Origin of the sequence: Evansella sp. AB-rgal1, assembly GCF_041820985.1 — a bacterium.
Lineage (GTDB): Bacteria > Bacillota > Bacilli > Bacillales > Salisediminibacteriaceae > Evansella.
Map to the genome: position 1 here is coordinate 180,924 of NZ_JBGUAU010000005.1, position 23,807 is coordinate 204,730.

At 36.0% G+C, this 23,807-nt stretch carries 26 protein-coding genes and 1 pseudogene; 7 read left to right on the forward strand and 20 right to left on the reverse strand.

Annotated elements, in window-relative coordinates:
- Positions 1-35: 35 nt before the first annotated feature.
- From ACERII_RS05950 to ACERII_RS05975, 6 genes are all read right to left on the reverse strand, one after another.
- On the reverse strand, positions 36-185 hold the full coding sequence (locus ACERII_RS05950) for a hypothetical protein (RefSeq protein WP_373640774.1): 150 nt from the start codon (positions 183-185) through the stop codon (positions 36-38).
- A gap of 34 nt (positions 186-219) precedes the next feature.
- Entirely contained in the window at positions 220-513 is a 294-nt protein-coding gene (locus ACERII_RS05955; protein WP_373640776.1) for a hypothetical protein, read from the reverse strand.
- Between the two features lie 82 nt (positions 514-595).
- Positions 596-2,284, reverse strand: a complete 1,689-nt coding sequence (locus tag ACERII_RS05960; RefSeq protein ID WP_373640777.1) for a S41 family peptidase — start codon at positions 2,282-2,284, stop codon at positions 596-598.
- Positions 2,285-2,672: 388 nt separating this feature from the next.
- Positions 2,673-2,951 (reverse strand): hypothetical protein, encoded by a 279-nt coding sequence (locus ACERII_RS05965; RefSeq protein ID WP_373640779.1) that lies wholly within the window; start codon positions 2,949-2,951, stop codon positions 2,673-2,675.
- A gap of 16 nt (positions 2,952-2,967) precedes the next feature.
- Positions 2,968-3,798, reverse strand: coding sequence for an arylamine N-acetyltransferase (locus ACERII_RS05970; protein WP_373640780.1), 831 nt, complete (start codon positions 3,796-3,798; stop codon positions 2,968-2,970).
- Positions 3,799-4,022: 224 nt separating this feature from the next.
- A complete protein-coding gene (locus ACERII_RS05975) occupies positions 4,023-5,093 on the reverse strand; it encodes an SDR family oxidoreductase (protein ID WP_373640781.1) in 1,071 nt (356 codons plus the stop codon).
- 176 nt (positions 5,094-5,269) lie between these two features.
- Here ACERII_RS05975 and ACERII_RS05980 point away from each other — a divergent pair, with 176 nt between their 5' ends.
- On the forward strand, positions 5,270-6,262 hold the full coding sequence (locus ACERII_RS05980) for a TraB/GumN family protein (protein ID WP_373640783.1): 993 nt from the start codon (positions 5,270-5,272) through the stop codon (positions 6,260-6,262).
- Between the two features lie 117 nt (positions 6,263-6,379).
- Complete coding sequence (locus ACERII_RS05985) at positions 6,380-7,291, forward strand: DUF1002 domain-containing protein (protein WP_373640784.1); 912 nt, start codon at positions 6,380-6,382, stop codon at positions 7,289-7,291.
- Between the two features lie 804 nt (positions 7,292-8,095).
- Here ACERII_RS05985 and ACERII_RS05990 read toward each other — a convergent pair.
- Positions 8,096-8,494, reverse strand: a complete 399-nt coding sequence (locus ACERII_RS05990; protein WP_373640786.1) for a VOC family protein — start codon at positions 8,492-8,494, stop codon at positions 8,096-8,098.
- A gap of 75 nt (positions 8,495-8,569) precedes the next feature.
- Positions 8,570-10,351 (reverse strand): ABC transporter substrate-binding protein, encoded by a 1,782-nt coding sequence (locus ACERII_RS05995; protein ID WP_373640788.1) that lies wholly within the window; start codon positions 10,349-10,351, stop codon positions 8,570-8,572.
- Between the two features lie 100 nt (positions 10,352-10,451).
- Between ACERII_RS05995 and ACERII_RS06000 the strand changes: the two genes are divergently transcribed.
- Both ACERII_RS06000 and ACERII_RS06005 read left to right on the forward strand, forming a co-directional pair.
- Positions 10,452-11,324, forward strand: coding sequence for a DMT family transporter (locus tag ACERII_RS06000; RefSeq protein ID WP_373640790.1), 873 nt, complete (start codon positions 10,452-10,454; stop codon positions 11,322-11,324).
- Positions 11,325-11,399: 75 nt separating this feature from the next.
- Positions 11,400-11,744, forward strand: coding sequence for an NIPSNAP family protein (locus ACERII_RS06005; protein WP_373640792.1), 345 nt, complete (start codon positions 11,400-11,402; stop codon positions 11,742-11,744).
- Between the two features lie 84 nt (positions 11,745-11,828).
- Here the strand turns inward: ACERII_RS06005 and ACERII_RS06010 are convergent.
- The 5 genes and pseudogenes from ACERII_RS06010 to ACERII_RS06030 all read right to left on the reverse strand — a co-directional run.
- Positions 11,829-12,101: pseudogene (locus tag ACERII_RS06010) on the reverse strand (NUDIX hydrolase); the annotation flags it as partial.
- A gap of 52 nt (positions 12,102-12,153) precedes the next feature.
- A complete protein-coding gene (locus tag ACERII_RS06015) occupies positions 12,154-12,552 on the reverse strand; it encodes an HIT family protein (protein ID WP_373640794.1) in 399 nt (132 codons plus the stop codon).
- 79 nt (positions 12,553-12,631) lie between these two features.
- Positions 12,632-13,129 (reverse strand): hypothetical protein, encoded by a 498-nt coding sequence (locus ACERII_RS06020; RefSeq protein ID WP_373640795.1) that lies wholly within the window; start codon positions 13,127-13,129, stop codon positions 12,632-12,634.
- 30 nt (positions 13,130-13,159) lie between these two features.
- Positions 13,160-13,678, reverse strand: coding sequence for a GNAT family N-acetyltransferase (locus ACERII_RS06025; protein ID WP_373640796.1), 519 nt, complete (start codon positions 13,676-13,678; stop codon positions 13,160-13,162).
- Positions 13,679-13,695: 17 nt separating this feature from the next.
- Positions 13,696-14,364 (reverse strand): uracil-DNA glycosylase, encoded by a 669-nt coding sequence (locus ACERII_RS06030; protein WP_373640798.1) that lies wholly within the window; start codon positions 14,362-14,364, stop codon positions 13,696-13,698.
- Between the two features lie 405 nt (positions 14,365-14,769).
- On the opposite strand from ACERII_RS06030, the gene ACERII_RS06035 reads away from it, so the two are divergent.
- Positions 14,770-15,543: a hypothetical protein gene (locus tag ACERII_RS06035; RefSeq protein ID WP_373640800.1), complete on the forward strand. Its 774-nt coding sequence runs from the start codon at positions 14,770-14,772 to the stop codon at positions 15,541-15,543.
- Between the two features lie 78 nt (positions 15,544-15,621).
- Here the strand turns inward: ACERII_RS06035 and ACERII_RS06040 are convergent, their stop codons facing one another.
- From ACERII_RS06040 to ACERII_RS06050, 3 genes are all read right to left on the reverse strand, one after another.
- Positions 15,622-16,809, reverse strand: a complete 1,188-nt coding sequence (locus ACERII_RS06040; protein ID WP_373640801.1) for a MalY/PatB family protein — start codon at positions 16,807-16,809, stop codon at positions 15,622-15,624.
- A 146-nt stretch (positions 16,810-16,955) separates the two neighbouring features.
- The gene (locus tag ACERII_RS06045; RefSeq protein WP_373640802.1) at positions 16,956-17,561 is read right to left on the reverse strand and encodes a LysE/ArgO family amino acid transporter; all 606 of its coding nucleotides are present in this window, start codon (positions 17,559-17,561) and stop codon (positions 16,956-16,958) included.
- 79 nt (positions 17,562-17,640) lie between these two features.
- Positions 17,641-19,134, reverse strand: coding sequence for a leucyl aminopeptidase (locus tag ACERII_RS06050; RefSeq protein WP_373640803.1), 1,494 nt, complete (start codon positions 19,132-19,134; stop codon positions 17,641-17,643).
- Between the two features lie 240 nt (positions 19,135-19,374).
- Between ACERII_RS06050 and uvsE the strand changes: the two genes are divergently transcribed.
- Positions 19,375-20,328, forward strand: a complete 954-nt coding sequence (gene uvsE, locus ACERII_RS06055) for a UV DNA damage repair endonuclease UvsE (RefSeq protein WP_373640804.1) — start codon at positions 19,375-19,377, stop codon at positions 20,326-20,328.
- A gap of 271 nt (positions 20,329-20,599) precedes the next feature.
- Here uvsE and ACERII_RS06060 read toward each other — a convergent pair whose 3' ends face one another.
- Both ACERII_RS06060 and ACERII_RS06065 read right to left on the reverse strand, forming a co-directional pair.
- A complete protein-coding gene (locus ACERII_RS06060) occupies positions 20,600-21,334 on the reverse strand; it encodes a toast rack family protein (RefSeq protein WP_373640805.1) in 735 nt (244 codons plus the stop codon).
- A gap of 177 nt (positions 21,335-21,511) precedes the next feature.
- Positions 21,512-21,769 carry a DUF2524 family protein gene (locus tag ACERII_RS06065; protein WP_373640806.1) on the reverse strand — a complete coding sequence of 86 codons (258 nt, stop codon included), beginning with the start codon at positions 21,767-21,769 and terminating at the stop codon, positions 21,512-21,514.
- A 146-nt stretch (positions 21,770-21,915) separates the two neighbouring features.
- On the opposite strand from ACERII_RS06065, the gene ACERII_RS06070 reads away from it, so the two are divergent.
- On the forward strand, positions 21,916-22,206 hold the full coding sequence (locus tag ACERII_RS06070; RefSeq protein ID WP_373640808.1) for a hypothetical protein: 291 nt from the start codon (positions 21,916-21,918) through the stop codon (positions 22,204-22,206).
- Between the two features lie 128 nt (positions 22,207-22,334).
- On the opposite strand, the gene ACERII_RS06075 is transcribed toward ACERII_RS06070, so the two are convergent.
- Together ACERII_RS06075 and ACERII_RS06080 are read right to left on the reverse strand one after the other, a co-directional pair.
- Entirely contained in the window at positions 22,335-23,219 is an 885-nt protein-coding gene (locus ACERII_RS06075) for a hypothetical protein (RefSeq protein ID WP_373640810.1), read from the reverse strand.
- 224 nt (positions 23,220-23,443) lie between these two features.
- The gene (locus ACERII_RS06080; RefSeq protein ID WP_373640811.1) at positions 23,444-23,797 is read right to left on the reverse strand and encodes a hypothetical protein; all 354 of its coding nucleotides are present in this window, start codon (positions 23,795-23,797) and stop codon (positions 23,444-23,446) included.
- Between the last annotated feature and the right edge of the window lie 10 nt (positions 23,798-23,807).

The window sequence follows — 23,807 nt, forward strand, 5'->3', positions numbered from 1 at the left end:
GATATTATTACTTCTTCCACTTAGTAAGTTCCTACCTATTTTAACTCCAAATAATGAGTTGAATTAGGATAATGACTAGACTTTAGAAATCCAAATGTAGAATAAAATCGAGCACCTTGTTCCGTATCTGTATGAAGTACAAGCACTTTAAATTGCTTTTTTGCATTTTGAATTATTTTTTTCAACAAGAGACTTCCTAATCCTTCCCTCCGATACTCTTTACAAACATAAAACCTTTTTACTCTTCCTTACATACGTCTCGTTTGAGTATGGATCTAGATTAACTCCACCAATTGCAATAATTTTTCCTTTATCGTTCAAAATAGCAAATAAAGCCTCTCCCAAATGGTTAAATGTGTTAGTGCCACTTTTATAATCATCTAGTAATCTTTCTACAAAACGAAAACCCTCTTCTTTGCTTTGCTTGACTATACAATCCAAATCAAAATCTAGTAAATTATCTATTTTCATTACTTTATATTCTTGCATACTTCCTCCAGAAAAAATACTCATGTCATCCAAAACACCAGTAACATAAAAATAGCGTAAAATTTTTTTATCTTTAGTAAAATTACTCTAACTTTTAACTATCTCTTCAATTATTCCTTCTTAAATACTCAATAGCGGTTTCTAAATAATCATCTATTCCATCTCGTACAGATTCCATTTTACGTTCAACAAAAACATCTGGCTCAATACCAATAATATTTAGTTTGGAGCCGTCTTGGACCAATACTTGCATTCCAGTCCACATCACTTCAAATCCACTAATCAATTTCATTAATTGAATGGTTCCAGTTGCTCCCGCTGTTGGTTGACCAATCAATGTTCCTAATTCGTAATAATCCACAATATTTAGAATGGTTTCAGGTCTACTCTTTGCTGATGAATCGATTAAGAAGACAATTTCTCCAGTAATTTTCGGCTCTTTTGGAGTGAGTTCCCACGGTTCAATCTTATCAAATCTAATCTGTTCTTGGTCTGGATATATAGTCTGTAAAACATTGAATTGATGGGAGACAACAGGTTGATCAATGATATATTCCAAAAGATAACGAATGTTAAAATCATATGGATAGCCTCTCATATCAAAAATGATCCCTCTAGCTTCACGCATTTCTTCTAAATAGTGCTTTGCCTGATCAACATACACCGCTCCAGTTAGATTTACATAAAAAATATCTTCATCAACATAATAAAAATTTCGAGATCTATTATATTCATCTCCCCTATACTCTTGCGTAAAGCGGGGAGAAATCGCAACTGAAAATTGTTCGTCGTTTCGGTCAAATGTTAGTTCTGCTGGCTTAGAAGTATGATTTCTCAATAATTCATTTAAGGAATAATATTTTTTCCATTGCACTGATCCAGATATCATATTTTCATATTCGTCGATAATTTCTGCGATATCTCGATCGTTCTTTTTTAAAAGAATATCCCCCTTTTGAATCTCGTCCAAACCAGAAGCAGTTACAACAAAATCATTAGCAATTCTAGTAAGGTGAAACGGAAAAAATCTCTCTGAATGTGCTGGATTACGTACATCCATGTGACCGTCTTGTAGTGGTTCTAACATTGTTAGTAAACTTACTCTAAAGTCAGTAGCATCTACATCAGTTAATGTGGAAGATAATGTATTTATAAGCTGCTTATCCCAATCAACCTGAACAATATCAAAGGCAGGATAAAAATGTTGAAATATTGTCCACGTAATTACGGTATCTGCGATTCTGATATTTTCATTGGATAGACTATTATCATATATATTTATTTCTTTAAGTAGCAGCTGTAATTTATCAAATTCTTCTAATTGGCTCTCCGAACTACCCAATGTTCTATTTCCATCATGATAGAGGGTAAGGGGGAAAGACACAGTAATATCTTCGTTTATTTTTCGGTTTACAACATAATGCGGAGGGATTTCTTCTTCAAAAAGTAGTATCTTCTCATGATCTTCTGAAAAAACTCTTTCGCTAAAATAACCTGGTATTTGTAACCCTACACCATAGTGTTTCCAACCAACTATTTTCATTGCTTCGGTTTTATCGGGGAGCTCTGTTTTCTGAATCTTTTCATCTGAAAAAGAAAGTTGTAGAGTAGGTGCTATAGGCTTAAAAAGTATTTCAAGTTGTTCTTTTAAATCGTGGATATGGGTAATATGTTTTACCTTCTCTATTCCATATAGAAGAAACCGTTCCCAGTCTAACTCATATGCTTCATCACTTGGATGAAAATAACGGATATATCCATAAAGTTTTGCAAAAGTATAAAGATTTTTAACCATTCTCTCCTCTTCATTCAAAAGATCATATTCATAGTTTTGATCATCTACACTGCTACAACCATTTAAGATCAAAAAACTTAGCAATAAAAAAAGATATGCTTTTATCCCCCTCTCCAATTCGACCACCCTCTCTTGTTACCCTCATTGCTATTTAGTTAAGTACAACTATTTACGAAATGAAAACGAACAAGTTTCAAAAAATGAGTAACTCAGTCTTTACATAGCAGCTGGAAAATAACACCCTTACTTAAATAAAAATGACCAATTAGGTGACTAATTGGTCATTTATCAAAATGTATAATTTGAATATTTGCCTAATCACGGAAACTTACAAAAAAAGAAAACATCAATTTCGTATGAAGGGGAAGGATAGTTGAATTACCATAATTCAATCAAAGTAGAATAACATTCGTATGCCCAATTGATAGATTACAATAAAATTAACTAGGATGAAAGCTGGGATAACCACTTTTTGAGCGGACAGCTTCCAATTTTCTCTTGTTAGTGCCCAAGAAATCACAAAAAAAGTGCACCAAATGAATCCCGCCATTATTACTAAGCTCCTTAGAACATCTACTATTGTATCTCCTGTATTTCTGGTAGTTACAAGTACGATAGTAACAAGTATGTAAAGTATAATTAAAGGAACAAGTAATTTAATTTTCATTATTTCCCTCCTCATTTTACTGAAATATGTCTACATCTAATATCTTTAATACTTCCATTGCTTCTTTTATTGGTAGCTTCGGAAACTTATACTCTTCTGATAGCACATCTCTCATCTCCTCTATTGATGATAAAGTTATGACATTTGTTTCACCAGAAGAGTAGCGAATGCTGAATTTGTTATTTACTAATGAAAGACTTCTCTGTTTACTAGTTTGATATAAATGACACCTTAAAATAGACATAAAAGGTGCATTAGGGATATTTGTTTTTTCAATCACTTCTCGAAAATCAGCTACTTTAGCTTCTTTTCTCGAATAAAAGTGCCATGGTTGACCGTTTTGTTTGCCATTTATGTATCGCACATATTTATACCTTTTCCTTTTTTGATTTATTGGCAAAAGGTATACTTCATCCTTACCAAATTGAGATACATTTCCACTATCATTCTCAAAAGAGACTGGTTCAAAGAATGGAGCAGTAGCGCCACAGTCTACATAATATCGTTCTTTATCCAGTTTAACTATAATCCCCATGTGTTGATTGCCGAGCATCACATGATAACAATCAAAACCTAACTCTTTCAACAAAATCATTAAGTTAGAGTTTATAACATAGCATGTTCCTCCAAAATGATATTTGCTATAATTTTCAGTAAATAATTTAAATGAAGGCATACGAAGATTATCGGTACAATCTCTGAAAAATAATAGTTTGCTAATATTCTCAAATGGAAAAGTATTTAAATGAGCATGGCAAATCTTTTGCAAAAATTGTAATGAAGGTTTCTCAGGTTGTAAATGAAGAATATTCAAATATGATAGTACGCTATCGGTTCTATATGTCATGTTCCCTCCAACAAAATAATATTAACCATATTATACCATTATTTCCCTTATAATACTTTCAAAAAAAAAGAAAAGATTGAATTGAAGAATAGCTAGTCTATTTCGTTTGTTTTTTTATGTGAAATGAGACCAGTTCACTTAAGAAAAGGTCTCGTTAATCATTAACTGTTAATTCTTTATTTTCCTTACCAATATGGAACTCTTAAAACAACTTGTCTCCACGTCTAACTCATAACCATCTCTCTCTGATTTAGATACCCTTCTACAATTCTCAAAAGCATTGCTTTATCCATCTGAAGTTCCTCTTCATTAGCATGCGATAATAATTCCTTTGTATTCTCATCGCGGAAGGTAATTGTTCGATTTAAATAATCTTTGAAAACATCTAATTGATGATTAACCTTTACTTCTAGTTTTGATAATGTATGTTCATCTTCAACGGATATTAAGTGAAGTGAGTCAAACTCGAATACTTCCTTTATTGTATTCAACACAAGCTCGTTCGTTGGTGGGTGTGGGTTCGTTAAATGATATATTGTATTTTTCTTACCACAACTAAGCCCTAATACAAGGAGCTTTGTAACATAATCCACAGGAACGATATGAGATGTTGTTGATTTATCCATCACCAATCGATATACACTTTCTCCAGCCTCACTTACTTTTGAATCTATCTTCTTTAAAAGCTCCACTGCTCGAAGCACTCCATATAGACCAAAGTTTGTATCTGCTTCCCCAGTTTCTGAATCTCCAATTATAATACCTGGTCGCATAATCGTCACATCGAATACATCTTTGTAAGACATAACAAGATGCTCCCCGTGACACTTACTTTCTTCATATGCATTTACAAACTTCGTTGACTCCAAAGGATATAATTGCTCGAGTCCAGTGTTTTGTTCCCCTAATGTATAAGCTGTACTCACGTGTATAAACTTATTAACTCCAAGGAATTTGGAAGTTTCAAGTACGTTCCTAGTACCTTCTACATTCACATGAAATAGATTCTCTCGATCAGATGGATCAAAGGATAAATACGCAGCACTATGGTACACAACATCAATCTTCCCTACTAATTCTGTAAGCTCCCCTGTATTTAAACCTAGATTATCTAAAGCTATGTCACCTTCTATTATTTTTACAAGTCTCTTTTGCTCACCTTGAAAACAGTGAAGAAGCTTTTCTATCTTTTTTGGGTTTCGTGCAAGGACATACACAACGTGCTGTTTCTGTACTATTTTTTTCACAAGAGTTGATCCAACGAAGCCCGTACCGCCTGTAACTAAGATATTCACAAAAAAACAATCCCCTCATGATGATATTCTCTTTTACTAGTATAGCATTTTCCTATTCGCGGTTCTTGTGTTTCGAAATAATAACAAAAATTAGTATCTTCCTATGATTCTAATAAGCATCTATACTTTATATAATTAAGATAGACAAGTTTATATTAAGTGAAAGGGGGATTGTGATGCAAAAGTTTGTAACCTTCGTAATGTTCGTGTTACTGATGTTTACTGCTGCATGTGAGCAAGGAGGAAATGCACATGGTGGTAAAAATGAGGGAAGTCCTGGGAATTCTAGCAATGACAGTTCAAACGATGTACAACCTGACACGCCACTTAATAATTCACAAGGGTTTCTTTGGAAAATAACAGAAGAAAATAACACCGTGTATCTACTCGGTTCCATTCATGCAGGAAATGATGCTTTGTATCCCATTCGCCAAGAGATAATAGACGCTTTTGAACAGTCTGACTATATCGTATTTGAAATCGATGTAACTGAACCTTTTTCTGATGAGTATTTCGAACAATTTCAGGAAGTGACTCGCTTTCCAGAAAGTACTTCTCTACTAGACACTCTTCCCCATGAGCTATATGAGAAATTAGACACTGCACTTGATAAATATGAAGAACTTCTTCTCCAATATGGATGGAGGAAAGATGATATAGATGAGTACAAGCCATGGTTTTTATGGATGGTGTTAGAAGAAATGCATTTCGCATATTTAGACTACGATTATGATTTTGGAATCGAATCTTTTTTTCTTGATAACTTACGAGACAATATGGGAATACTAGGTTTAGAATTAACGCTGTCAAGGTATAGAGCATTGAATAATTTCTCCTTAGACGTTCAAACCTATCTCTTAGAAAAAACAGTGGATAGTATTTTAGAAGAAAAAGATGATCTCGCTGGTTTACTAGAGATCTGGAGAGCCGGAGATTTAGTTTCGCTGGAAAACTATGCTGCCAATGTTACTACCTCTCGTGAAAGTAGCGAGTTTTATTCTGTTATGTTAGAGGAAAGAAACATATCCATGACCGATCAAATTGACCAACTTCTACAAGATCAGAGTGGAAATACGTACTTCATCGTTGTCGGTGCTCTCCACTTTGTAGGTGATTCAGCAATTTCAAAGCTATTGACGGAAAAAGGGTATGAGGTCGTGAGGTATTAACTAGGGGGATTCCCTTAATTGATAACTGTTTTCAGAAAAAGGTACGTACACATCTTTCCACGTTGGAACGAAGGGTATATAATAGGACTAACTTTATGAAAAAGGAGAATTCTTCATATGAAAAAAATATCTAGTTTTTTGATATTTATCTTGTTGATTGGAACGTTTCTATCCCCAATAGTTTTTGCTGATGGGAAAGATGATAATGATGATGTAATAGATGAGCTTCACGGAAAACCTGTTTTAGTTTTAGGGGAAGCTTTAAGTGAAGCTCAAAGAAACCAAGTTCGTGAGTCTCTGAATGCGACAAACGCAGACCAAGTTGAAGAATATATTGTTACAGGACAAGATTTACAGAATTTTATTGGTGGTAATCCAAATTCCAATATGTATTCCTCTGCGAAAGTAACACATAAGGATGCAGGTCATGGTGTGGTTGTAGAGGTAGTGACACCAGAGAATATCACTCAAGTAACCCGTGAAATGTACGCGAATGCATTGCTGACAGCTGGGGTAGAAAATGCATTAGTAGAAGTAGCATCTCCTCTACGAGTTACTGGTCATTCGGCGTTAGTCGGAATTTACAAAGCATTTAATGTGGATGGAGAGTCTCTCGATCAAGACCGAATGGAAGTTGCGAACCAAGAACTAAATGTAGTAACAGAGCTTGCAGAGGAAGAAGGGATTAGTGCGGATGAAGTAACAGAATTGTTAACGGAAATCAAAAAAGCTATCTCAGAACTAGATCCTGCGACACGTGAAGAAATTGAGCAAATCATTAATGATCAATTAGAAAGACTTAACTTACAACTTACACAAGAACATCGAGATATGCTAGTTGATTTATTCGATAGAATGCGTAACCTTAATATTGACTTTGGTCAAGTGACACAACAATTAGAGAGCATTGTAGGCGATCTAAGAGAGAGATTAGGTGGAATTACGAACGCAGATACAGAAGGATTATGGAATGGGATTAAAAACTTCTTCCAATCCATTGCAAGTTGGTTCTCAGGTTTGTTTGATTAATACGAAAAACGGGATACGCTTGCACATCTGCGAAGAAATATGTTCTTTCAGTTGAAAAGTGCTTTTTACTTTTCTAACTGGAAGTTTAATTTCACAGCAGATAGTGCCTGCAGCTAGAGAACTTTTAAAGTCAAAAATGTTATACTTTCTTACCTTTCAAGCAAAATCACATGCGATTTCACATAAGAAATCACATGTGATTTTTTCTTGTTATATCAGTGTTTTATTGACAAATAGATGTGAAATCACAAAGTAATTCACAGCCCTATCACATGGGTGGAAATCAATATATACTTCATGTGATTGTGAGGTGATTAGCCATGCGAATTCTAATATGAAAGGGAAGGACCTGGATTTTATAAAAAAGTAAATGAAAGGATATTATTAGAATCTTTCAAGCGATGTAATGAAAGAAACGAGGAGAAATGCTCAAAAGAATAAATAAACGGAGAATTTCCACTTATTTAATAAGTGGTAGGGAAAATAATCTGAATAGAAGAAGAAATTCCGCTTATTGACTCAAATCGATTTAAAAAGGGGGAATTTTCTTTGCATAGGCGGAAAAACTCCACTTATTTGCCACGAAATTAGGTGAATTTTGATTTTTTACCGGAAATTCTCCGCTTATCATATTTCACTTTCACTGATAAGGATAGGAATACATGGACTTGGCGGTAAGCTAAGTTATTATGAAAAGTACAAGGCTCAGTCTCTGAACTGAGCCTTGTACTTGTACTTTAGTCTTTAACATCTATATTGCTATTTAGACTTTTCATATTGAAGTTTTTCTTCGTATATGAAAAACTACTCAGGTGCAACGACTTCTACCTTTATTCTATCTGGATCTTCGAAATACACTGCATAATAATTATCTCCTCCAGCAAAAGGGTGTTTATCTGAGTAAAGAATTGCTACGCCTCTTTCTTTTAATTTGTCTGTCAATTCATCAACGTCTCTTCGTGATGAGGCGTGAAAAGCTAAATGATTCAGCCCTACTCGGCATCTATGGTAAGAGGGTTCTAAATACTTCTCTTCTGCCTGAACAAAAACGATGTAAGTATCATCTAGTATCCAACTATGACCACTCTCCCATTCTTGATAAGACGTATACCCCAATTCTTCAAGAAACCATCCCCAAAATTCGGTTGTCTGCTCTATATTCGAAACATATATCTCAATGTGGTGTAGTAACCCTTTTTTCATAATAAAATCCTCCCATTACAGTTACTATCTGCTCTTCCATTTTGCATTTCAGTTTTTCAAATGCCTGATATACCATTATGTTTTTCTATAAAACAATGTATCAAACGAAAGTAATCCCAGTGAACTTAGGGATACCCCCATTAAGTTTTCATTATAACTAGCCTTTTGATGAGTCCAATATATTGGTAATACAATATGTTCTTCTATTAAAAGTTCTTCTACCTTTCTCAAGTGGTTCATTCGATCGTTCTGGCTTTGCTTTCCAGTTACTTCGTTTAGTAGATGTTGAAGCTTCCCCTCATTCTCCTGATCCAAAAGGTTAGGTACCACACTGTTACTTGATTGATACAAATGGTATAGAGAATTTTCTTCTATCTCTTCTGCAACATACTCCCCTAAGACAATATCTGCTTTATGAGACTCTTGGATGAATGTAGCATATGGTACACTTTTGATCGTTATAGGAATTCCATATTTTTTACATTGTTGTTTTATCCAGTTTACATCCTCTACGTTGGGCGTAAGGTCATATGTCATTATGGTTAGCGGTTCATAAAATAATTCTACTTCATTAAGTTTAGGAGAGGTATCACCTTCCATACTAGAAACAGACTTAATAAAAGAACATGTTTGCTCGTGACGAGGGTAGCCTAACTCGTCTATTAAGTTTCTTGTATTTAGAAGTTCAAATAACTGTTTTCTTAAAGTCGGATTGGTTCCAATTCGATCCTTCTTCATATTCCACACCAAATATTTTACCGATAATCGTGATCTCTCAACAAATTGTAGTTGGCTATCTTCTCTCCTTTTCGTAGTGAATGGCATATAAAGAATAGGCTTGTCCTCTAGAGCTGATATGTGTAGGTACTTTTCTATTGATGGAAGTATATGAATCGTAATTTCATCCAAATGTGCTCTCTCCTGAAAATAGTTCTCAAATACTGAAAAAGTAAAGGACACACCTTGTTTGTGTTCCATAATTTTGAATGGTCCACTTCCGATTGGATGGATGCTGAACTCTTCCAAAGTCTTATTTCCATAATCTATAGGGATGATGGAACATTTTGATGATGCTACTAGAAACATCCAGTGATATGAGGGTTTGGTAAACTCAAATTGAACCACATAGTTCCCAACACATGTGATGGATTTCAGGTCTTTTATTATCCATTTTACATCTGTTTCTTGCAACCGTTCAAAAGTGAATTTCACATCAGCTGAGGTGAGAGTTTTGTAATTATGAAATAAAATCCCTTTCCTTAAGTAAAACGTTACCCTTTTTCCACCTTCCTTCACCTCCCAATAGTGAGCGAGAGATGGTTTCATTCTGTTTGTTTCTTCGTCAAAGATAACAAGGGTATTAAACATTTGCCTTACTATATGACGTTCTGTTTGTCTTTCTGCTTGTGAGGGTTCTAGAGAATACAAAGGCCGAAAATAAGGTATTTTTAAAATTTCTATATTATCTTTTACTTGTTTGGTTGATGAGCCATCAATGCCAAATAACTTAACAATTAGAGAGTTTATTACGTCCTTTTTCTGTTCTAATTGGCTTTCCTCTATTATAGAAATTAATTCATCAATATCTGCTGTTTTCGGATTTATTTTAGTAAAGTACTCAAACATGGTATCCAATGTGTGGTGAAAGGTCATCTGTGTCGCATTCCCTCTCCCCCTCCCTCTAATCGTTTCTATCCATCGTTCTTCCTCTAATTTATTGATGATATGTATGACATTTCTTTCAGAACATACCAGTATTTCACTAAGTTCGCTCCTCGTTGTTTTATAAGAAATGTTCGTTTTCTGGTTTGCAATATGTATAAATAACCTTGTGTAATATTCAATAAGTTTTCCCAAGATTAAGCCCCTCTCTTAAAAGGTGAAACACTTAACTACACTTTACACTTTTTCTTCACCCTTTATCAATTACAATAGACATACAAGGTGGTGAACAAAGGTGAAGGAATTCGAAAAAGGTCATCTATTAAATATACTATCTGTTCTCATGCTAGCAGTTGGTCCGCTATTATCAAAGTTTGGGTTATTGAATCTTTCTCCTGCGTTTGCTGCATTCATAAACGTAATAACAATTATCCTTGCTAGTTTTTTATTCGGAATAGTAACAAAAACGCCTGTAAAGTTCTATTTTGAAAAAAATATTTTTCTTTTAGCTATATGTAACTCACTCGGTATCATATTTATGTTTTTGAGCATGGATATTCTGTCACCAATAGAAATCGGTTTTATCGGTAGATTTTATACGGTATTTGCTGTTGTGTTGTCTGTAGTTTTGTTAAAAGAAAAATTAACAAAGCAAGAGGTTACATTCATCCTGTTAGCCATAATAGGGGTATTCTTATTTATGGAAACAGGCGGAGATTATAGGAATAACCTACTTGGAAGTATCTTTGCTCTTCTGTATACATTCTTTTTTGCGTTAACAAATATTTATATCAAAAAAACGATGAGTAAACAAAAAAACTCAAACTCTATCATGTTCTCGAATAATGTTATTACTTTGATTTTTGTTATGACATATGGAATGTTCATAGGGGAGCTTTTTAGAGAAGAAATCTCTTTTGAAGGCATCGGCTTTATCGTTGGTTCTTCCTTCCTTGGTGGATTTCTTGGAACACTTCTACTATATGAAGCATTAAAATACTTGAGGTTTTCTATCGCAAATGTGACTAGGGCATTTAGTCCTTTGCTACTGGCAGTTATCTCCTACCCATTTTTCCCAATAGAAATTACCTTAAAAAATACCTTAGGAGCAATACTGTTACTTGGTTCCATTCTATTATTAGCAGTTAAAGATAAAAAACAAAAGTAAAGCACTAGTTTTATAAAGGATTTTACGCTGAAACCAAGAATTATCTAGTAGTTTATGTAGAAAGGACTGATAAAAATGTTTTACCGAAGGAAGTTGTATAAAGTAAAACCTGATATAGTTGAGAGTTTTAATAGCCATTTTAATACAACACTTCTGCCAACTCAGCAAAAATATGGAACACGACTAATCGGCCGCTGGATGATCCAATATGAGGAGTATACAGAAATATTTGCAATCTGGGAATATGATAGTCAAGAAGATTATGAGGAAATTGAAACGAAGGTGCGAAGTGATCAAGCTCATATTGAACGAGTTGCAGCCTGGTATGAAAAACATGGTGGAAGGAAAAACGTAATGGAAAACTATGTCTTAGAAATCAAAAACGAAGCAATACAATCTACCGTTTTGGTGAACGAATAGCGAACACCTTGGGTTCACCATAATCTCCAAAATATGTATCATACGGAGGAGAATAGTTTCCCTATTTTCCTCCGTATACTATTATCAGAATTCAACACAAAATGGATGTAACTCCTCGTTTAAACAATATTGAATTCTTTCCCTGAAATTGTTCCATGTCACCATCTCCAATGCTATCTCAATAGGGAAGAACCCTACCTCTAAACTTTCCGAACTTATCGTTAACTCCCCACCAATTGGTTTAGCTAAAAACAAAGTGTTACAGATCGAAGCATTCACATTTTGGAAGATGCCACAAAATTTTATTACTTCGATCTCGATACCCGATTCTTCCTTTGCTTCTCTAATTGCTGCAGATACAATATGCTTCGGTGGTGCCATTTCCTCTCCTCCGTTTCTACAATAAACGTTATCGACTGTTTACTCTATTTTTGAACATATATCGTATACCTTTTCCTGCTAGGGGTTCATCCTCAAACCTTGGTAAAACATGAAAATGTGCATGAAATATGTGCTGCCCCGCAACCTCTCCACAGTTCCAACCAAGATTATACCCTTGTGGTCGATACATTTCATCCAAATAACCCTTCACTTCCTGAAGAAGGTCATAGGTTCCCTGCCACTCTTCCAACGTCAAATCAAATGCTGTTTCTCTATGTATCTTAGGAACAATAACTCCTGATCCTTCCAAATTACTCCCTTTCTTCTGTGTCTCTTTCAACTGTAAAAACATACAATAATCATTGCTCATAACCATCATTTGATTCGGAAGTAACTCAGGATTACAAAATACACAATGTTTTTCCATATGGACCTCGTCCACCTTCCTCTCCTCTTCTTTAATCCCCTGACTTTTACTTTTATTCGAATTAAGGTACACCAACTAATTAATACAACCGACCCATAACCTTATTATCTATATACCAAATTCTCAACTTCTTTATCACACCAGATTCTTCGTCATAGGAAATATGCAACTCTCTTTTTACATATAGATTGGAATACAGGTCTTTCGAGTAAGCTTTTCGTTTTAGCACATCTGATAGTTTACTAACCTCGTCACCAACAGAAACTCCAAACAAACTATGATTCTCATTTTCTGTTTCTATGGAGGACACCTTGTGGAACGCATTACTATCACTATCATCGGAAAAACCTAGAAGCACTCCTAAACTTGAATACTCCCTTCCATATCCCCCCATCCCCTCTAGATATCTCCCTTCTCCTAATTCTGATAATACTAATTTTTCCTCCTTGAGAAGTTTCATGTTTTCCACATTCAGGTTACTATTTGCTTGTACAATAGCGAGGCGATCTAGTTGGAAAATAAATATGATACCTATCATCAATACGGTAAATGAAATAATAAACAACCGCTTCCTCACAGCGAAGCACCTCCCATTGAATATGCATGCTTATTTTTCTTTAGAATCTCTGTTATAACTTGAATAAATAACGTGCCATTTTTGAAACACCCACGCAGCTTTTTCCACAGTTAAACCTATTTTTTCAGCAACACGACAGGAAGGAATATTCCATGGGTCAATAATACTGATTACTTTATGCAACCCCAAGTTGGAAAATGCGTATTCTTTGCAAGCATGTGCCGCTTCCGTACCATAGCCTTTGGACCAATAGTTTTTATTAATATGGTAGCCAATTTCCACTTCCATTTTTCCATCTACCACTTGTTTGACAAGTCCACAATCCCCAATTAGTTGTCCCATTTCTTTTAGGCAGACAGCCCACAATCCATGCCCATCCTCTATGTATCGCTTCTGATTACGCTCTACCCATTTCACTGTTTTTTCATAATCAAAAGGAGCTGGATAATACTTCATCGTTTCTACATCAGAAAAGATAGCATGAAGAGAGGGGACATCTGCTTCTGTAAATTCTCTTAATTGTAATCGATTTGTTACTAACACATTCATTAAAATCCCCCCTGCCTTTATATGTAGTTATTAATTTCCTGGAAAACATCGTCCACCATATCCGGTGTAATCCGTTTTGTATCGATATTGTACCTGGATGTGTGATACGTACCTACTAGTCTAGGAAATTCCGCTCCCACCCCATAACTACACCCATGACCAAACTTCATTTTTGATACGTCCGCACCTAGTTTTCTCAACACTCTTTTTGTTTGATTAAAAGCGTCGCCACCAACTGCGAGAATAACTTTTACATTTGTTAACAGCTGTAGCTCCCTTTCTAAGAACTCTCTACAGGCTTTGAATTCTGTTGCGTTAGGTTTATTTTGTGGAGGAGCACATTTTACGATATTGGTGATATACACATTTTGAAGTTGTAATTCATCCTCTGATGTTCGGGATTGCTTTTTGTTGGAAAAACCGTGACGGTGCAATGCTTCCAGCAATAAATTTCCTGATGTATCACCAGTAAAAACTCTTCCTGTTCTATTCGCACCATGTGCAGCAGGAGCTAATCCTACGATAAGTAGTTCAGCCTTGTGGTCACCAAATCCTGGTACAGGGCGAGCCCAGTACGTTTCTCCATGAAATTGTTTTCGAGTTCCTTCTTGGACTGAACACCATTCTCTGAGACGATCACATTTTGCACATGAAATGATCCTCTCGTTAAGTTGTGATAAAGACATCATATCACCTCGATTCTATTCCAAATTCTCTCCATTTATAATTTTATACAGTGATTGGGAATCTCTAGAATTTAATCCTACAAAATAACTTTTAGACTGCGGGACTACCTGGAGATAATCCCTATTAGGTGTAACCCAAATATCAAAGTCATTTAAATGGAAATCAGGTGGATCCAATAACTTCTTCAGGTCCACAGCCAATAAGAAACAAAGCGAAGAGCAAGAAGTTAACATGTTTTTTCATAAAAATAGAGTCCCCCCTTTTCTATTCAACGGATTACTTTATTAAAAAGTTTCATATTCGCTTTACTTAACAAATATGGATTAAGAGATGCTGTTTTTACGTTTAGTATAAATTATTATCGGGAAGATTGTGGACATACAAAATTATTGGAGGGATTTCTGTTGCAGAAAAAGATGTTCATCTTATCTACAATAGTGACGTTTCTCATTCTGTTTACCGCTTGCGCAAATGGAAATGAAGAAAATACGAACGAGAATACCGCAAATCTTCAAGATGAAATCGATGAATTAACAGAAGAACTAGCGAATTTGCAAGCAGAACTAGATGCTCGTGACGAAACCATTTCGGAACTGGAAGCAGAAATTAGAGAGCTAGAAAATGATCAAGGTAGTAATGATGAAAGTAATAATGACAATGGCTCTGAGGATATTGTTGTTGATGAAGAACGTTTACGTGATAGAGCTGATAATGTAGTGATCGCTTTAGAGAATATTAATTTTCAGAGTCTGGCAAACTATGTACACCCTGAGAAAGGTGTTCAATTTTCGCCATATGGTTATGTGAACGATGAGGAAGACCTTGTTTTCTCAGCAGACGAGGTTGCTGCATTCCGAGAAGATACAGAAGAGTATGACTGGGGAACGCAAGACGGGTCAGGACACACCATTTCATTAACTCCTGTAGAATACTATGAAGAGTATATTTATATTAGAGACTTTAGTAGAAATGCACAGGAAATAGCGATAAACGAGATCGAGTCACATGGAAATATTATCGTGAACGTGGAAGAAGCTTACCCCGATGCAGACTTTGTAAGCTATTATGTAGCCGCAAGTGAGGAAGAACTGGATTGGGCAAATCTTATATTAGCCTTTGAAGAGCACGATGGAGATTGGTATTTAGTTGGGTTAGCCGTTGATAGGTGGACAATTTAATAGTCTGTTAATTAACTGGAGAGGGATTATTTTTAGCCTCTCCAGTTTTTTTGTCCATTTGTGCAAAAAACTTCCACGTCACACATCTGCAAACTCTCTCGCCATTCTTTCAAATGCTTCCTTTATGATAGGTCTTGGTGACGGAATACAGATTCTTTGATACGGTAATCCTTCCTCCCCAAACATTTTCCCATCTTCTAATAGTACGTTCGCTTTATTATATATTCTGTCATGAACTTCCTCAGGAGTAAGACCATACTCACTGAAATCCATCCACATTACATACGTTCCTTCCGGGATTCTCATCTTCACTTTAGGCAATTTCTCTTTCACGAATTCCATAACCCATTCCATTGTTTCATCGACATATTCCTTTAACTGCTCTAGCCACTCTTCACCTTCATTGTAAACTGCAATAAGTGCTGAAACTGTGAATGGGGATGGTAAGTGCATACCCATCTCTTCCGTAAATGTTAGCCTAAGCTCTTGATTTGGAATGATAACATTTGTACAGTGAAGACCAGCAACGTTAAACGTTTTGTTTATAGCTGTACAGGTGATGATATGATCTTCCTGCTCTGCTATTTTTGCAATGGGAGTAAAGGTTTGATCACATCGAATTAAATCTCCATGAATTTCATCAGCGATAATTAGCACTCCATGTTTTTCACAAATAGTAGTTAATCTTTGCAGTTCTTCTTGCTGAAAAATTCTTCCCGTAGGGTTATGAGGATTGCATAAAATAAATAATTTCGTGTTCTCTTCCTTTGCCTTCCCTTCAAAATCATCAAAATCAATAGAGTAGTAACCATCTTCATCATAAATAAGGGCATTATTTCTTACTACTCGCTTGTTTTGTTCAATGACACTTGTAAATGGTGGATAGACAGGCCGTTGAATAATAATCCCATCTCCTGGTTCGGTGAATGCTCTTACCGCAACATTGAGAGCATGAACAGTTCCTGGACTATACACTATTTCTTCTTTTTTGATTTTCCAGTCATGTTTTCTCTGAAACCAAGATTGGATAGCTTCATAATATTCGTTTGGAAAAATAGAGTAGCCAAAGATTCGATGGTCGACTGTCTTATGTAATGCGTCAATTAATGGCTGTGGTACAGGAAGATCCATATCTGCTGTGAACAGTGGGATTGTTTCTTCATCGTATCGTTCTGTTAGTCCCATTTCCTTTATGAATTCTCCGCCATCCCACTTCACGGAATAGGTTCCTCTTCGGTTTACGATTTCGTCGAAGTTGTATTTCATGTTATAGCCCCTTTCATAGTGGTTCGTCTAGAGTGAAAGAATGCGTTAGTTGCTTCTTTAAAGCTAATGTTGGCCTGTTGAGCCGTTTTATGCTCGGCTTAACCTGTTTTATGCGCGGCTTCAGCGTATTTTCAACTCCGTCTACCTCACACAATCGTGAACAATAAATACACTGCGGCTATCCACATTAGAACGGCTGATATCTTCGTTATGATCGTGAAATATCGTCCAGACTTATCTAGCTTTCCACTTATTCGACCTACTAGAACGAGTCCGAAGAAGAAGAACCACGAAACGATAATACAAGCTGCTGCAAACATGATTTTGTCCTGTCCTACATAAGCGAGGGAGCTTGGGCCAATGACACCTACCGTATCCATGATGGCATGTGGATTTAGTAGCGAAACGGATACTGCAAACATCACTTGCTTTTTCCATGTAAAATGTGTTGTTACAGTATCTCTTTGAGGGGGCTTGCTACACCAAATAGTCCAGCCCATGTATACTAAAAAAATCACACCCCCAATTATAAGCAGTGTCTTTATGAAAGAGGATCCAAGCATTAACACAGACACGCCACCGACAGAAAGTACAATTAATAACGTATCACATAATGATGCCGTTATTACTGCGGGCATAGTTTTCACTAATCTAGATTGGACCACACCTTGATTAAATAAAAATATATTTTGAACTCCTGGTGGTAAAATGAGTCCTAAAGATAATATAAACCCATGCAAAAATGCTTCCATATACGATTTCCACAACTCCTTAACATCTAGTATAAATAGAAGGCACACCACGTTATCGTGATGTACCTCCATTATACAACTACTCTGCTTGATTCATGACGACTTTTGTCAGTGTTCTTGCCATAACTCCTGTTGGACCCTTTGGACCAAGATCATGATCTGCAGACGCCATTGCTGTTCCTGCTATATCTAAATGTACCCATGGCGTATCCTCAGCAAAAGCTCCAACAAACGCACCAGCCATGATAGCATGGCCTGCTCTGCCTGGGCTGTTATTTAAATCAGCAATATGACTTGTGCGTACTTGTTTTTGATAATGTTCGAAGTATGGAAGTTGCCAAATGAGTTCTCCTGTATCATCAGCTGCTTCTTGCACAGATGAAAACCACTCGTCATTATTGGTCATCACACCGGTCACTTCATTCCCTAGTGCAACAATAACTCCTCCTGTTAACGTTGCAATGTCTATGATTTTTGCAGCACCTTTTCTTTTTGCATACGTAATGGCATCTGCTAAAACTAGGCGTCCTTCCGCATCTGTATTACGTATCTCAATTGTTTTTCCACTCATGGAAGTAATCACATCATCTGGTTTAAATGCATTCCCACTAATCATATTATCCGTTGCAGGAATAACTGCCATGACATTTGCTTTAGGTTTTATAGTACCAATTGCGTCCATGGCACCAATGGTGGAAGCCGCTCCCCCCATGTCCATTTTCATCCCAACAATACCGTCTTTCCCTTTTAATGAGTAACCACCTGTATCGAATGTGATGCCTTTCCCTACAAGTGCCACAGGATTTTCCCATGTTTCTTTTCCTTGATATCGCATCACGATAAGCCTCGGTGGTTCCACGGAGCCTCGGTTCACTGCAAGTAGCGCTCCCATCCCTAATGCTTCCATTTCCTCTTTTTCTAATATCTCTATGTCAAAACTATGCTTTTCTGCAATTCCTTGAGCAAAGGACGCCAGTGCTGTAGCCGTCATTATGTTTCCTGGTGTATTCACGAGTCGACGTGCCACATTCGCACCTTCGCCTAATGCAAAACCGATGTGTAAGGCTTGAACAATATCTTCTTTTACGTCTTGATTCTCTCCAATTATAGTCAATTCTGCTAGTTCCACACTGTTTTTTGGTTTATCTGTGTGGTACGTATTTAGTACAAACGGTGCTAGAGCCTGTGCTTCCCCTATTGCTTCAAATACCAAAGCATTCGAAACTGGTAAACCCGCTAAGCTTTCCAAAGCAAGTGCTGCCTTCTCTACTTTATCCTTTGATAGTTGTTTAAAGACGTTCCCAAATGCTTTACGAAGTGAATCCTTCGTTACCTCTTCTTGTTTACCAAGACCTACAAAGTAGATGCGTTTTGGCACAACTTTTCCAAACGTATGTAATTTCGTTACTTGTCCTGATCCCAGTGGTAAGTCACCAGCTTCCACTAGCTCCTGCAGTTCTCCCGAGAAAGCTTCATCTAACGTTTGAAAGGGTCTGTCTTCTTCTGTGTAAACTCCGAACAATAATGCTTCCGTTGCTGTTTTCGTAAAATCCTCTTGATTAAATGTATACATATATTTCGACCTCCTAAATACTATTATACAAAAAGTTTAAGAAGTTGACCTCTCTTAACGTTTAAGTTTTGTACCTTTTATTACCTCTGTTTATTCATTCCCTATCAACAAGTCATCTTTTTTCCTTTAACTTAAATTAAATAATATAATTAGTTTAGAAAATAGTAAGGATCTATTTTATTCCATACACTAAGGAAGACTTACTATTTCTGTAAAAACAGGTATACAAGGAGCCTTTATATGATTATTCGTTTTGGATATGTTTCAACAGCACTTTCATTGTGGGAAGCTTCCCCTTCGCGCACCATGACATTTACAAATTGGAACAAACTTGATAGCACAGTTCGAAAAGATAAATTATATCTTGCAACAGAGCAAAATTTAAAAAACACCATTCGAGCACTTCATTATAATTTTTCTCACGGCATCCATCTGTATCGCATGTCTTCTTCTCTTGTACCTCTAGGAACGCACCCAGAGGTAAACTGGGATTATATAACACCTTTTAAAGATTTATTTCAAGAGATCGGAGCGTTAGTAACGAAATTTAATATGCGTGTTAGTTTTCATCCAAGTCAATATACTTTATTTACGAGCCCGAGAGAGCAAGTAACGGACAATGCCATTATTGATATGGAGTATCATTACAAGATGCTTGAAGCGATGGGCCTCCATAATAAAGGAAATATTAATATCCATGTTGGCGGTGCTTATGGAAACAAAGAAGAAGCTATTCTACGCTTTCACCATAATTTTGCAAAACTAAATAGTAATGTTCGTAATCGGGTAACGCTTGAAAATGATGATAAAACATATACTGCATTAGAGACACTAGAAGTCTGTGAACATCATTCTGTTCCTTTTGTCTTTGATTATCACCATCATAGTGCCAACCCTGGTAATGAATCAGTAGAAGAGCTACTTCCAAGAATATTTGCAACTTGGGAAAAATGGGGTATACCACCTAAATTTCATTTATCATCACCAAAGTCTGAAAGTAAATACAGACATCACGCCGACTATATCGATGTAGACTATGCTATACCATTCATCAACATCCTCCGTGAATATGGAAAAGATGCTGACATCATGATTGAAGCGAAAGTAAAGGACAAAGCAACTTTAAAATTGATAGAAGATTTATCAACTATACGAGGATTTAAACGAGTTGATGGCGGGGTTATCCAAATTTAGATTTCACTTTGAAAATACAGGAGGCTGGGCCATAATGAAAGTGTTAAGCAGAGAAGAAACAAATGATGTGCAACCTTAGCGGAGGAAATATACGTAGACTCCGCCGGGATCAAAAGGCAAAGGTGAGACCCCACAGTGCGAAGCCGAGGAGGCTCACCAGCCGCCCGCGGAAAGCGAAGTATATTCCCTAGCAAATATTCTACATCAAGTACCATATGTCGGCTATCTCAGTAATGCAAACTCTTTTGGCCCAGCCTCGTTTCCCTATAACCTATTGAAGTTGAAAAGACGAATCTCCAACACCTGTTTCCACGTTCAAAGTAATAACTACTTCAGCAGATTCGTACGCATCATTCACATATTCATTATTTCCTAACGATTTAAACCCTGGGAAATTTGCCGAACCTAACCCCTTTTTTGATACAACTTTCACTCCCACGTGTTTTGGAAGAACAACTTTCGTATCTCCTACTCCTGTATGAATAGTAGTATTAAAGCTATTTGTCCAATCTCCACTCAAATCTACTTTAATATCACCAACACCAGCATCCACAGTTAGATTCGTTATTTGAACACCTCGTAAATCTAATGTTGTATCTGATACTCCAGCATTGATATGAAGATCCATTGGAATATCATTTGAAAGCTGTATATCCCAGTTCGTCTTTTGTTTTCCGAAGCTGTTAAAAAAATTTCCACTTCGTTTTTGTTCAATTGATACTTCCCCTACACCATGCTTTAAGTTATAGGAAAGCTGAGACTTTAATTTGCTTCTTGTATATTCCATTTCACCTGTCACCCATTCCTCCGCACCACCAGTGATTTCAAGGTTCCCAACTCCTAAATCAATATTTATATCTAGACTTTCAGCTGCATCCTTTTCTACGACAATCTCTTTATTAACAGTATTTCCCATAATAGCGTTAACTGGATTTACTAAACCACATGCTGATAATAACATTAAAGCTATTCCTATCATACAAACCATTATTACAAGCTTTTTCATTCCAATTCCCCCAAGTACTTCGATTTATAATTCCATCATAATCGAAGTACTTCTATTTTAAAATGAACCTTAGCAGTAAACCTTATAAGGCTAGAGACGTATCTTCCTTTAAATCACCTCACGAAAAAAAGGATCTCCTTTGTTCCTAGAACAAGAGTGGATCCTTTAGTGATTAACTTATATACCACGAGTCATAATATCCTGCGTATAATGAATGTATTTCCTTGCCTCCATTAAATCTTCACGTTGACTAGGCGTAGCTCTTTCTAAAAAAACTCCCATCTCTTCATTCATTTCCTGAAGCTGTTTCATCACATAGCTATATTCTGTAGGATCGTTTTCCCTAACTATTTTTACTTCCGCCAATTCCTTTTGTGCTTCAGATATCGTATCCTTTACTCGATTTATGTATAATTCTACCTCTTCGTTGTTCATAATTAAATCCTCCTCTTATTACTCATCTTATTAAGATTAACGTTCCATAAGATAGATTTTCTTATACAAAAATTAACTTTACGCTTTACTTACGAGCAACTTGGGAATAACCAACTTGAAAGTAGTTTTGGAGGAGGTATTTATACGTGAATACATCAACAAAAACAATCTGGATACTAGGTAACATATTATTAGGTGTTTTTACTTTTATTGCGTTTCTGTGGGGAGTTCTAACCGCGTGGGGAAGTGCATTTCCATTTTGGTTTTATCCCATTGCAGCAGTCTCTATATTATTTGGAGGTTATATACTATTTAACAGCTTTCTAATCAAAAACAAAGACGTAAAACTCTGGGGTATTTCCCTTTTTCTTTTTCTAACTTCAACTGCAATCACCATAATCGTTCATGTAATTCTTCAAAATACAATTTTTGATTAAACGGAAAGAGCATGGGGTTAGTCTACATCCCATGCTTAGGCTAAGAAAGTATCCTTGGGTGTAACAGAGAACCCTAAATTCTTGTACTTTCTTCGCTCCAATACTATAGAAAAGATGATAAAATATACTTACTTCACTCCCGTAGGTTCTACCTTAGGATATAGATAATTCTTTGCCTGATTTGGAAAAACAGAAAATGTGTGACACCAATCCCAGTACTTCTGCCCCCAATTTCTTCCGATGCCCCCTTGTAGAAGCATTCCTGAAACAACAATACTTGGTGGTACACCTTTCACATAATACGTTTTATGTGTTTCCACATTGGCTATAGCAACTGTATTTTCCAATGTGCCAGTCACCTCAAATACACCTTCTACTGTTTCCTTATATTGGTTAAATTTCATTTCTATCTTCTCAAAATCATTCATGGGATCCCAATCAATTTGATGGAATTTTGGATACTGTTGAGTAACGAGGTGATTAAGGAGCCTTTCACAATTATAAACAACCGATTTATACTCAGTTATATATGCCGTAACAATGTTATACCAACAAGTATGTTCTTGCTTATCCAACCAACGGACAAACATTTTTAATTGTGTAAAAAATGTATCTGTTTCTTTTTCATTAGGAGTTATTTTTATAGAATGAGGATAATACGTACATATAAGTTCTTCCCAAAATGCCGAAGTCAGAGTCTTCCATGAGGATGGACATTTATCCATTTCGTCGAGGTAGTCCGTAAAATAACTAGATATTATCACAAGGAACCCATTGCATTTTTCCGTTGGATTTTTCCGCTTATACGCAATGAAATGCTTCCCATAAAATTCAAAATGTCCTTTGTATCTCATCTGAAATTGGGAACTAATATGGAGATCACTTAACATTTGCTCTCGCTCTTTTTGATTGGCAAACTGCTTCATTCGAAGAGTTATTTCTGGTCCTGTCTTGCAGCAACTTTCACGAGATTTCCCGCTGCCACAATAACAAATAGATCGTTTTTGGTACATAAACATCAAACCTTTCTGGAATTATTTTGTTCGTTTTTCGGAAAAAAATGAAGAGGGGTATATACTGAGGTTACTATGAAGTAAGTGTATTATACTGTGAATAGGATACGTTGTCTCTATGTAATGAACGCTATTTATGAATGATTTGTTAACATTTTCATTTTTCCCATTGATTAGAAGAATAAAAAAATACGTTTCCTGTATACAAGAAACGTCATGACGATTTACTTCAACACTTTCCCATCCTTATTTTGTACATAAATAACTGGTTCCAAGTCATAATTTGAATCTACTGTTTCTAGAACATGCTCAACAGTTTGTAGAACATCCTTCAGTTTTGGATCTTGATTATCATAAGAGGTATGAATGATAATAGACTTTAACTGATTTAATTCAATATCTTCCACTCCATCATAGCCCTTCAATTCCTCCAATATGGCAGAAATTAAAGAAGTTTGATCTTCCTCTATTTCCCTATTAGCATGTGCGTTTTCCTGTTCCAAATTACTATCGAATGCAAAAGCAGTAACCAACATGATCATTCCAAGGGTGATCCCAATAATGAATCGTTTCCACATCATAGCCCCT

What these genes read in the sequence shown, in the direction of transcription:
- ACERII_RS05960 (WP_373640777.1), bottom strand. Translation starts at nt 2,284, where the DNA reads ATGGTTAAAAATCTTTATACTTTTGCAAAACTTTATGGATATATCCGT.
- ACERII_RS06045 (WP_373640802.1), bottom strand. Translation starts at nt 17,561, where the DNA reads ATGGAAGCATTTTTGCATGGGTTTATATTATCTTTAGGACTCATTTTA.
- ACERII_RS05985 (WP_373640784.1), top strand. Translation starts at nt 6,380, where the DNA reads ATGAAAAAAATATCTAGTTTTTTGATATTTATCTTGTTGATTGGAACG.
- ACERII_RS05980 (WP_373640783.1), top strand. Translation starts at nt 5,270, where the DNA reads ATGCAAAAGTTTGTAACCTTCGTAATGTTCGTGTTACTGATGTTTACT.
- ACERII_RS06075 (WP_373640810.1), bottom strand. Translation starts at nt 23,219, where the DNA reads ATGTACCAAAAACGATCTATTTGTTATTGTGGCAGCGGGAAATCTCGT.
- ACERII_RS06050 (WP_373640803.1), bottom strand. Translation starts at nt 19,134, where the DNA reads ATGTATACATTTAATCAAGAGGATTTTACGAAAACAGCAACGGAAGCA.
- ACERII_RS06065 (WP_373640806.1), bottom strand. Translation starts at nt 21,769, where the DNA reads ATGAACAACGAAGAGGTAGAATTATACATAAATCGAGTAAAGGATACG.
- ACERII_RS06060 (WP_373640805.1), bottom strand. Translation starts at nt 21,334, where the DNA reads ATGAAAAAGCTTGTAATAATGGTTTGTATGATAGGAATAGCTTTAATG.
- ACERII_RS05990 (WP_373640786.1), bottom strand. Translation starts at nt 8,494, where the DNA reads ATGAAAAAAGGGTTACTACACCACATTGAGATATATGTTTCGAATATA.
- ACERII_RS06005 (WP_373640792.1), top strand. Translation starts at nt 11,400, where the DNA reads ATGTTTTACCGAAGGAAGTTGTATAAAGTAAAACCTGATATAGTTGAG.
- ACERII_RS05955 (WP_373640776.1), bottom strand. Translation starts at nt 513, where the DNA reads ATGAGTATTTTTTCTGGAGGAAGTATGCAAGAATATAAAGTAATGAAA.
- ACERII_RS06025 (WP_373640796.1), bottom strand. Translation starts at nt 13,678, where the DNA reads ATGAATGTGTTAGTAACAAATCGATTACAATTAAGAGAATTTACAGAA.
- ACERII_RS05970 (WP_373640780.1), bottom strand. Translation starts at nt 3,798, where the DNA reads ATGACATATAGAACCGATAGCGTACTATCATATTTGAATATTCTTCAT.
- ACERII_RS05965 (WP_373640779.1), bottom strand. Translation starts at nt 2,951, where the DNA reads ATGAAAATTAAATTACTTGTTCCTTTAATTATACTTTACATACTTGTT.
- ACERII_RS06040 (WP_373640801.1), bottom strand. Translation starts at nt 16,809, where the DNA reads ATGAAATACAACTTCGACGAAATCGTAAACCGAAGAGGAACCTATTCC.
- ACERII_RS06030 (WP_373640798.1), bottom strand. Translation starts at nt 14,364, where the DNA reads ATGTCTTTATCACAACTTAACGAGAGGATCATTTCATGTGCAAAATGT.
- ACERII_RS06080 (WP_373640811.1), bottom strand. Translation starts at nt 23,797, where the DNA reads ATGTGGAAACGATTCATTATTGGGATCACCCTTGGAATGATCATGTTG.
- ACERII_RS06015 (WP_373640794.1), bottom strand. Translation starts at nt 12,552, where the DNA reads ATGGAAAAACATTGTGTATTTTGTAATCCTGAGTTACTTCCGAATCAA.
- uvsE (WP_373640804.1), top strand. Translation starts at nt 19,375, where the DNA reads ATGATTATTCGTTTTGGATATGTTTCAACAGCACTTTCATTGTGGGAA.